1 protein-coding gene and 1 pseudogene are annotated in these 497 nt (G+C 41.6%); both read left to right on the top strand.

What is annotated here, in order from left to right; genetic code table 11:
• Positions 1-250 (top strand): annotated as a pseudogene (locus tag ACFINZ_RS10340) (recombinase); the annotation flags it as partial.
• 1 nt (position 251) lies between these two features.
• On the top strand, positions 252-497 hold a 246-nt coding region (locus ACFINZ_RS10335; RefSeq protein WP_375701466.1), incomplete at its 3' end, for a YqaJ viral recombinase family protein.

The raw sequence follows: 497 nt of genomic DNA, 5'->3' as shown, positions 1-497 counted from the left end.
TGATGATACGGATGGGAACGTGCCTCTCACAAGTGCATTTCCGCAGCAGATCAGTGAGATCAGAACACTCATGGCACAAACCCAAACAGAAGAAACCAAGATACTTGCTTATGCCAAAGTCAACAATCTTGCCGATATGTCTGATGGACAGGCTCAAACGGTATTGCATCTTTTGAAAGATAAACGAAACAAACAAATGGCAAAAGCAGAGCAATCTCTCTCACAACAAGAACAGCAAACGGCGGTGTAACATGGAGCAAAGAACAGCAGAGTGGTTTCAAGCAAGATTAGGCAAAGTCACTGCTTCAAACATTTACAATGTGCTCAGTAAAACAGCCAAAGGAACACCTACTAGCAAATATGAGGAGTACAAAATCAAACTCATGACAGAGCGATTAACAGAGGAAATAAGCCAATCTTATCTAACACCAGCTATGCAATGGGGCATTGAGCATGAAGAGGATGCACTAAAAGAATATGCCATCATTTATGACACA

Origin of the sequence: Bartonella sp. AA81SXKL (assembly GCF_042196945.1) — a bacterium.
Taxonomy (GTDB): Bacteria; Pseudomonadota; Alphaproteobacteria; order Rhizobiales; family Rhizobiaceae; genus Bartonella.
This window is presented reverse-complemented; position numbering and strand designations above follow the sequence as displayed.